We start from the raw sequence: 3,529 nt of genomic DNA on the forward strand, positions 1-3,529 counted from the left end.
AGATGCCCAGGGTGTGCAACGGCAGGTGCAGGCCTGTCAGCAGGCCGGCGTTGGGCGGGTGGTGCTGGTGAGCTCCCTGTGCAGTGGCCGGTTCCGGCACAGTCTCAATCTGTTCGGCCTGATCCTGGTGTGTAAGCGCTGGGGAGAAGAAGCTCTGGAGCAAAGCGGTCTGGATTGGACCGTTGTGCGACCGGGGGGTCTGAAGGAAGGGGAAGCTGATCTGGAACAGCAGGAGTTGGTGGTGAGTGGCGCCAATACCCAGCAGCAAGGGGTCATTCCTCGCCGCTTGGTGGCCCGCTATTGTCTGGAGTGCCTGGACAGCCCCGGCGCCATCCGCCAAGTGCTGGAGATCACCAGCAAACCCCGTCAGACGGCGTGACCCTGGCAAGGGGGCACGCCCCCACCGCGGCAGACTGGGGCCATCCCCAGCGATTTCTCCGGATCCCATGGATCACAGCACTGGTCAAACCACCCCCCTCCATGAGGCTGCCCAGGCGGCTGGAGCGCGCTTTAATCCCTTTGCCGGCTGGATCATGCCCTTGCAGTTTGCGGGGGTGGTGGTGGAACACCGGGCTGTGCGCAATGCCGTCGGGGTGTTCGACATCTCCCATATGGGGGTGCTCACCCTGCGGGGACCGGCGGTGAAGGATGCCCTCCAGGGGCTGGCGCCGTCGGATCTGGGGCGCATCGGACCGGGAGAAGCCCAGTACACGGTCCTGCTCAATGAACAGGGGGGCATCCTTGACGACCTGATTGTCTATGACCGTGGCCTGGTGGCAGGTGAGCATGAGGTGGTGGTGGTGGTGAATGCCGCCCGCTGCGCCGCGGACACCGCCTGGCTGGAGCGCCATCTTCCGCCCAGGGGTTGCACCATCTCCGACCGCAAGGGGGACGGGGTGCTGCTGGCCCTGCAGGGTCCCCAGGCCGTGCCCCTGCTGGAGCGTTTGCGGGGCTGGGACCTGCAGGGGGTGCCCCGTTTTGGCCATCGCCAACTGGCCTGGGGGGATGAGCAGGTGTTTCTGGCCCGCACCGGCTACACCGGCGAGGACGGGGTGGAGATGCTGTTGTCCCGTGAAGGGGGGCAACAGTTGTGGCGGGAACTGCTGGAGCACGGGGCGCAGCCCTGTGGCCTGGCGGCCCGGGACACCCTGCGTCTTGAGGCTGCCCTCCATCTCTACGGCCAGGACATGGACGCCAGCCACACCCCCCTGGAGGCTTCCCTGGGATGGCTGGTCCATCTGGAAATGCCCCATCCCTTCATCGGTCGCGAAGCTCTGGAAGCCCAGACCCGCACAGGCGCGCCACGGCGGTTGGTGGGCCTCACCCTCCAGGGGCGCGCCATCGCTCGCCACGGCCATTCCATTCTGGACACCGCAGGGAACATCATCGGGGTGGTCACCAGTGGAAGCTGGTCCCCCAGCCTGGGCCATGCCATTGCCCTGGGTTACGTGCCCACCGCCATGGCCAGACCCGGCACGGACCTGTTGGCGCAGGTGCGGGGTCAGCAGGTGGCCGCCCGGGTGGCGCGCCGCCCCTTCTATCGCCGCGGCTAGCCTGGTTCCATTGCATGATCTACCCCCTTGACGCTGCCCCAGCCCGGTCTTATCAGCGGAGACGCCCTGTCTCCCGCCACACGCCCCAACAGTCGGGGGCGCTTCGGACGTTTCGGGGGGCAGTACGTGCCGGAAACTCTGATTCCCGCCCTGCAGGAACTGGACCAGGCCGCTGCCCAGGCCTGGCGGGATCCGGCCTTCACCGAGGAACTGAACCATCTGCTGCGCACCTACGTGGGTCGGCCCACCCCTCTCTACGAGGCCACCCGACTCACGGAGCACTACCAACGCCCCGACGGTGGTCCCCGTTTGTGGCTCAAGCGGGAAGATCTCAACCACACCGGCGCCCACAAGATCAACAATGCCCTGGGTCAGGTGCTCCTGGCCCGTCGCATGGGCAAGACACGGATCCTGGCGGAGACCGGCGCCGGTCAACACGGGGTGGCCACCGCCACGGTCTGCGCCCGTTTTGGCCTGGAGTGCGTGATCTACATGGGGGCCGAGGATATGCGCCGTCAGGCATTGAACGTGTTCCGCATGGGTCTGTTGGGAGCTGAGGTGCGCCCCGTCACGGCGGGCACCGCCACCCTCAAGGAAGCCACCAGCGAAGCCATCCGCGACTGGGTCACGAACGTGGAATCCAGCCATTACATCCTGGGTTCCGTGGCCGGCCCCCACCCCTATCCCCGGTTGGTGCGGGATTTTCACCGGGTCATCGGGGAGGAAGCCAAGGGTCAGTGCCAGGAGGCCTTTGGCCGCCATCCCGACGTGCTCATGGCCTGTGTGGGGGGCGGCTCCAACGCCATGGGATTGTTCCATCCCTTTGTGGAGGATCAACGGGTGCGGCTCATCGGCGTGGAAGCCGCCGGTGAGGGGGTGGCCACCGGTCGCCATGCCGCCACCCTCACCGCAGGCCGCCTTGGCGTGCTCCACGGGGCCATGAGTCTGCTGCTGCAGGACGGGGAAGGGCAGGTGTTGGAAGCCCATTCCATCAGCGCCGGCCTGGACTATCCGGGGGTGGGGCCGGAGCACAGCTACCTGCAAGAGATTGGCCGGGCCGAGTACGTGGCGGTTTCCGATGATGAGGCCCTGGCGGCGTTGCAGCGGCTCTGCCGGCTTGAGGGCATCATCCCCGCCCTGGAAACAGCCCACGCCCTGGCCTGGCTGGAAACCCTCTGCCCCACCCTCCCGTCAGGAACGGAAGTGGTGATCAACTGCTCTGGGCGGGGCGATAAAGACGTGAACAGCGTGGCGGAGCGGTTGGGGCAGAAGATGGGGTGAGGAGGCAGAAGACAGGGGCGGCGTGGATTGTGGGGGTGGCCCGGGGTGTGCTAAAGGTAGAGTTCCACTCAGATCAGCGAGGTCAGCCACTTGCAGACCACAAGCTACAGCCTCAACGAGTTGCTCGACCGCGCAAGGGGTGGAACCCTCACCATTCCGCGGTTTCAACGCGAATTCATTTGGGAAGGACGAGACATTAGGTTACTTGTGGACTCAATGTCACGTTCATACCCAATTGGATCCCTGCTCTTATTGGCCAAAGGTCCAGCTCTGTCACTTGCTGATAATCGCGTTGATGCGGAAATTAGTCAGAATCAGACATCTGAAAGAAGTGACTCGGATGAGAAATACTACATTTTAGATGGTCAACAGAGAATCACCTCAATGGTTCGTATTTTCTTAAATGCTGATAAGAAAAACTATTATTCTTTCGATCTTGAAGAAATGTTGGATTCAAAAGCTTATGACAAGCATGAAGATTCATGGATTAAAATTACATCTCGCAAACATACAAGAAGAATACAAAGTCAAGAAACACAAGGACAATACTCAATCCAAATATTGTTTTGAAGCAGAGAGAATCACATAGAGAGGTAAGTAAATATATTCGAAACCGCAAAGATCTTGATGAAGACAAGAAGATTGACGCTAAAAGTAAGATAGTAGGTATATTTGAGTCTATAAGAAAATATAGG

At 62.0% G+C, this 3,529-nt stretch carries 4 protein-coding genes; all 4 read left to right on the forward strand.

Going from position 1 to position 3,529, the window contains the following annotated elements:
- Positions 1 to 379: NAD(P)H-binding protein (locus tag BG35_RS0107815; RefSeq protein ID WP_025782384.1), on the forward strand; the 379-nt coding region annotated here is incomplete at its 5' end.
- Positions 380 to 446: 67 nt separating this feature from the next.
- Positions 447 to 1,553 (forward strand): glycine cleavage system aminomethyltransferase GcvT, encoded by a 1,107-nt coding sequence (gene gcvT, locus BG35_RS0107820; RefSeq protein ID WP_025782385.1) that lies wholly within the window; start codon positions 447 to 449, stop codon positions 1,551 to 1,553.
- 27 nt (positions 1,554 to 1,580) lie between these two features.
- A complete protein-coding gene (gene trpB, locus BG35_RS0107825; protein WP_025782386.1) occupies positions 1,581 to 2,834 on the forward strand; it encodes a tryptophan synthase subunit beta in 1,254 nt (417 codons plus the stop codon).
- A gap of 120 nt (positions 2,835 to 2,954) precedes the next feature.
- Positions 2,955 to 3,404, forward strand: coding sequence for a DUF262 domain-containing protein (locus tag BG35_RS12200; RefSeq protein WP_236619827.1), 450 nt, complete (start codon positions 2,955 to 2,957; stop codon positions 3,402 to 3,404).
- Positions 3,405 to 3,529: the final 125 nt, after the last annotated feature.

This window comes from Candidatus Synechococcus spongiarum SH4, from assembly GCF_000586015.1.
In the GTDB taxonomy this organism is placed as follows: Bacteria; Cyanobacteriota; Cyanobacteriia; order PCC-6307; family Cyanobiaceae; genus Synechococcus_B; species Synechococcus_B spongiarum_F.

Bases quoted from the DNA above. Each gene is read 5' to 3' on its own strand.
- gcvT (WP_025782385.1), top strand. From the start codon at position 447: ATGGATCACAGCACTGGTCAAACCACCCCCCTCCATGAGGCTGCCCAG.